General features: G+C 38.4%; 3 protein-coding genes and 2 pseudogenes. 4 read left to right on the top strand and 1 reads right to left on the bottom strand.

Features of this window, described 5'->3' with window-relative positions:
• Positions 1-284: pseudogene (locus ACFIMQ_RS08875) on the bottom strand (ShlB/FhaC/HecB family hemolysin secretion/activation protein); the annotation flags it as partial.
• A 551-nt stretch (positions 285-835) separates the two neighbouring features.
• On the opposite strand from ACFIMQ_RS08875, the gene ACFIMQ_RS08880 reads away from it, so the two are divergent.
• The 4 genes and pseudogenes from ACFIMQ_RS08880 to ACFIMQ_RS08895 form a co-directional block, all read left to right on the top strand.
• Positions 836-3049 (top strand): DEAD/DEAH box helicase family protein, encoded by a 2214-nt coding sequence (locus tag ACFIMQ_RS08880; protein ID WP_375703869.1) that lies wholly within the window; start codon positions 836-838, stop codon positions 3047-3049.
• Between the two features lie 486 nt (positions 3050-3535).
• Positions 3536-4142, top strand: a pseudogene (locus ACFIMQ_RS08885) (lambda exonuclease family protein).
• 121 nt (positions 4143-4263) lie between these two features.
• Positions 4264-4512 carry a hypothetical protein gene (locus tag ACFIMQ_RS08890; RefSeq protein ID WP_375703870.1) on the top strand — a complete coding sequence of 83 codons (249 nt, stop codon included), beginning with the start codon at positions 4264-4266 and terminating at the stop codon, positions 4510-4512.
• Positions 4513-4514: 2 nt separating this feature from the next.
• Positions 4515-5509, top strand: a 995-nt coding sequence (locus tag ACFIMQ_RS08895) for a tyrosine-type recombinase/integrase (protein ID WP_375703871.1), incomplete at its 3' end; no start/stop codon positions are given.

Here is a 5509-nt window from a genome sequence, read left to right on the forward strand (position 1 = left end):
CATTGCTTCCCACCCAAAAGCATTTCTGGATTTTGCTCTGAAGGCGTCTTGATCCTTTTAGGCGTTAAAGACCGTAAATTCTCAATTCTTTCTAATTGCTGCTTTTCTGAATACCTACGAGAAAAATTATCTGTTGGGGAATGAAAAATAGCCGATGACCGCGCATAAACCGTTAGGCCACTCAACAAGACAAACAATACTAAGGCAAGAAAAAAACTTAAAAAACTCTTCCAACGTAAAAAGATGAATAACAATACAGATTGCCCCCGCTTTGCACCATTCATGAAGCGTTATATCGCTTCATCAACCCTTGTTGATAATAGAAATTAAAACAGCCACTACCCTATAATGCTTTTAATAAAAGCATATAGCTCTGTCACCAAAGACCAAGTGACAAAACGCCTTGATTGTAACCGTGTGAAGACATTCCCCCCATACTTATACCACTAGGACTATAACCAAAATTATTTGGAAAGTCAATGTGTAAGCCTCAATATCCCCATCAATAATAAAGAATAAATTTGTTAAACCATGTTTTCCCCTTATTCATAGAAAGAACCTTTAAAGAACGCCTTATCTATGAGTTTTGAAGATTTTGAGGGTTTTAAGCACCTTCAAAATCTCTATATAAAGTGCTTCATAAAACCTATCAAAATACTCATTATGATATTTTAAAGCTCATAGTACATTTGTTTTGATTAACCCGTGAAACGAATAGCAAACTTCACTACTTTTCTGATCTTACCCCGTGTTATAGGCTGTGGATAAACAACCTTTAAAGCCAATTTTGAAGAGAATTAATTAATAGAATATATTGTCATGGAGTCTGTTCTTTATGTATCACCCTCTTTATTCTGATAATAAATGCGTCTCTTTACGTTCTCTCTTACAATCTTATCATGAACAAGCGATATCAGAGCAAGAAAAGCAAGCCGCTTTTGAAAAGTTTGTCATGGCTTATTTGACGCAAGACCCGCTTCAAAAGCAAGAATACGAAAAGGTTCAAACTTATAGAGAGGTAGCAGACGAAAAGGGGTGGAAAGGAAGCGATAGAGACACTGATATTGATTTGGTAGCGAAAATTCGTGATCAAGACGATTATGTTACTATTCGCTGTCAATTTTATGAGACCAATCATCAGATTACCCAAGATGATATTGAAAGCTTTATCGCCATTTCTGGTAAAAAGAGATTTAAATACCGCCTTCTCATTGATAGCACCGAAAAAGACTTAAGCGAAAATGCCAATACCATGATTGAAGGGCAAGCCGTTCCGGTTTATCGGATTAATCTGTTTGATATGGAAAATAGTCAAATTGATTGGGGTATTTTTGATAAGACCGGCAACATTGTTCTTTACGAGCAAACGAAAAAAAAGCTTTTAGATCATCAGAAAGAAGCACTGAAAGCGGTTTGTGAAGGGTTAAAAGAAGCAGACCGTGGCAAGCTGATTATGGCATGTGGAACGGGCAAGACTTTCACCAGTTTGAAGATAGCAGAAACCATAGCAGGAGCAGGCAAGCGTGTTTTGTTTTTAGTCCCCTCTCTTGCTTTAGTCTCGCAAACAATCCGTGAATGGACAGCCGATGCACAAGTGCCCTTGCGTTGCTTTGCGGTGTGTTCCGATAAGCAAATCGGCAAGCGTCGTAAAAACCAAGAAGATGATGGGGAATTATCGGCATCTGATTTAGCCCTCCCTGCTACTACAGATGCCTCTAAGCTTGTCGAGAAAGTAGGAAACTCTCCCCATGCGATGAGTGTTATTTTTGCTACCTATCAATCAATACAAGTCATTGTTGATGCGCAAAAGGATCATGGTTTAGCAGCCTTTGATCTGATTATTTGTGATGAGGCGCATAGAACAACGGGGGCTTCATTAGGAACAGAGGACAATGAATCTGATTTTATCAAGGTTCACGATAACACTCTTATTCGAAGCAAGAAACGTCTATACATGACAGCAACGCCTAAGATTTTTAGTGATAAGCTGAAAAGGAATACGGATGAGGTTGATGCTGTTTTAGCCTCTATGGATGATGAAACAGTTTATGGAAAAGTGCTTTATACCTACAGTTTCACTGATGCGATCAAGAATGAACTGTTAACCCCTTATAAGATTATTGTTTTGGGGGTTGATGAGGGGGAAATCAGTAAAACCATGGAGTTCCCTACCACAAGCAAAGATTATGAACTTACTTTAGATTATAAAACAAAAATTGTTGGGTGTTATCAAGCTTTAACTAAACTGGATCTAAAAGCTGATCTTGGAGATGATACGAGCCCCATGCGTCGTGCCTTAGCTTTTTGTAAAGATATCAAGACCTCTAAAAATATCCGTGATACCTTTCAAGGAAAAGGTATTAAGAGGATTTTCAATAGACTTTATCAAAACCACCCCGATACGCCCCGTTTGATCTGTGAAGTTGATCATATTGATGGGAAGGATGGTGCCAAGGAACGGTCAAGAAAACTGGATTGGTTGGAAGAAAATGTGGGGGAAAATCACTGTCGTGTGCTCACCAATGTACGCTGTTTGTCTGAGGGTGTGGATGTGCCTACCTTGGATGCGGTGATGTTTTTACACCCGCGTAAAAGCCAAGTGGATGTGATACAGGCGGTAGGATGTGTGATGCGGCGCGCTCCAGGCAAAAAAAGAGGCTATATCATTTTACCCGTTGGGGTCCCTGCTGGGATCGACCCCGAAAAAGCTTTAAAGAACAATAAGAAATACAGTGTTGTTTGGCAAGTTCTCAATGCGCTGCTTTCTCATGATGAGAATTTTAGTAAAACGCTCAATCAGATGAATTTAGGACAAGATGTAAGCCCTATTTTAGAGATTATAACGGTTTCTCAAAATATGGATTTACAGAATATCACCACGGTTGTTGATGATATTCCCCTTCAAGCAAGACCGGAAAGTACAAGCGCAAGCAATGTCTATCCAATCCGTAAATCGCTTTCCACTCATCATGGACAAACAAGCTTCAACTTTATGGCGGCATTCTCTCGCGCCCTTAAAACAGTTCTGATTAAAAGATCTTGTCTTTAAATCCTTTTAAAATGTTTGGTGTTATAATAGCTATCTACATTTACGCTCGCCAATTTTGGCGAATGTTAATTTGTGCTTTATACTATTAACAATTCAATCTTTAAACAAGATGTGATCTTTAAACGTATGTTATCGATAATCCCAAACAACTAAATTTTAAAACAATGTGATTTGTGTTGTAATAAAAATGCATCATAAAATTTACAAACTGTTATGAATGATATCGGCTTTTCATTTCTTTTGAATGCACACATGCGTTATAACATTTTCATCATGATTTGCTTTTTATGGTCTATTCATACATAGCAATCTTATATAAAAAATGGTCAATTTAAACATGCATAAAAAGATGGATTCTTAAGTGGATTCATATAAAATAATTGCAAACAACATATTGACTTTATTGTATTTTTTGATATTATACTAAATATACTTACGTCCAAGATATCGAATATGTGCCAACTCAAAAAGAAACGGCGGTGTGAAATGGAACAAAGGACAGTAGAGTGGTTTCAAGCAAGGCTAGGCAAAGTCACCGCTTCAAATATTTATAACGTACTCAGTAAAACAGCAAAGGGAACTCCTACAAGCAAAATGAAGACTACAAAATTAAGCTTATAACAGAGCGTTTAACTGGTGAAGTAGCCAATCTTATCCAACACCAGCTATGCAATGGGGCATTGAACATGAAGAAGATGCATTCATTTATGATACAGAGATCTCTCAATGTGATTTCATCCAACATCCTGCAATCAAAATGGCTGGCGCTAGTCCTGATGGGTTTGTTGGTGATGATGGTTTAATCGAAATCAAATGTCCACAATCAATCAACCATTTACGCTTCTTTATAGATGACAATATAAAGCCTGAATATAGCGCGCAAATGCAATTCCAAATGGGCTTGTACGGGACGAAAATGGTGTGATTTTTCAGTTATGACCCATATTTTACGAGGCAATCAACATACTTGCGCATGAAAATCAAACGCGTCAACCGCGATGAGAAACACATTGAAGAGATCAATAAAGCGGTCGAAATCTTTTTAGGGGAAATAGAACAAGAGATGCAAAAGATTTTGACAAAAACCGCTTAAACCTATGGGGGTGCTCTCTCCTCCTCCTCTTTCCTAAGCCCCCCACCCATTCCTAACAACTTTCAACACATGCGTGATTCACGCCACATGTGAATTACATCTAAAATCAAGGGGAACAGATATGGCATACCGCCCACCTACTATCACGCAACCAGCCATTGCACGTGCTTTACGAGAAGCTAAAAAGCAAGGAGCAGAGGTTGTAGAAATCAAGCCTACTGGTGAATTATTAATTTATATCAATAAAATCGTAACACCCAGAACGATAGATAATACTTATAGCATTGACGATTTTCCACCGCTTGAAAATGAACAAGAAGACTACGATACCAGTAAAACTTGTCGTTCTGTCGACGGTATAAAGTTTTAGCCATGCCAAAACGTCGTCCACCATATCTTGTTTGTGAACGCACACGCCATGGTAAAATCATATGGTATGTACGTATTGGTCATGGACCACGATTTCGGATTGAAGGAACCTATGGAACGCAAGAGTTTGTCGATAATTATACGCTTGCTCTTAAGCAAGCGCAAAATGGCACCTCCAAGAAAAGAAAACAAACCAGACGACTTGTAGAGGGCTCTTTCGATTGGTTGTTGCATCAATATTTACAAAGCATGCAATGGCATAATCAATCAGAATCTACTAAAAAAGTTAAGTATAGAATTCTGAACAATATTTCTAAACATATTGGTGATCGCTCTTATAAAAGTATAGACAAACAACACATTCTTGAGGCAGTAGAAAGAAGACGTGAGACTCCCGCAGCAGCAAAACATTTTCTAACTTCTTTAAACAGTCTTTTTAATTGGGCAGTTGATAATGCTCTTTTAAACAGAAACCCCGCCTTTAATGTTAAAGCACCAAAATCTCTTAACAGCGAAGGATTAGCGCCATGGCTAGAAGAAGATATCGATAAATATTATAAACAATGGGCTATTGGTACCCATGAACGCGTATGGGTTGATGTGCTTCTTTATACGGGCTTGCGCCGTGGAGATGCCGTTCGTATCGGTTGGAAAGATGTCAAAGATAATATCATTCATCTCAAAACAGAAAAGAGCCAATTTAAAACAGATGTTTTTCTCCCTATTTTACCAGAACTCGCAGAAACTCTTAAAATTGGTCCCGTAGGTGATGAAACATTCATTTGCGGAAAAGGTGGAAATAAGCTTGTCAAAGAAAGTTTTGGCAACCTTTTTCGTGAAGCATGCAATACAGCAGGGATTAAAAAATCAGCTCACGGCTTGCGAAAATTAGCAGCAACACGCGCCGCCAATGCTGGTGCGACAGTTTCCCAAATGAAAGCGCTTTTTGGCTGGTCAGAAGACAAAATGGCATCTCTTTATACCAAAACAGCCGATAG

Origin of the sequence: Bartonella sp. AD13SXNS (genome assembly GCF_042196465.1) — a bacterium.
Taxonomy (GTDB): Bacteria; Pseudomonadota; Alphaproteobacteria; order Rhizobiales; family Rhizobiaceae; genus Bartonella.

What these genes read in the sequence shown, in the direction of transcription:
- ACFIMQ_RS08880 (WP_375703869.1), top strand. Translation starts at nt 836, where the DNA reads ATGTATCACCCTCTTTATTCTGATAATAAATGCGTCTCTTTACGTTCT.
- ACFIMQ_RS08890 (WP_375703870.1), top strand. Translation starts at nt 4,264, where the DNA reads ATGGCATACCGCCCACCTACTATCACGCAACCAGCCATTGCACGTGCT.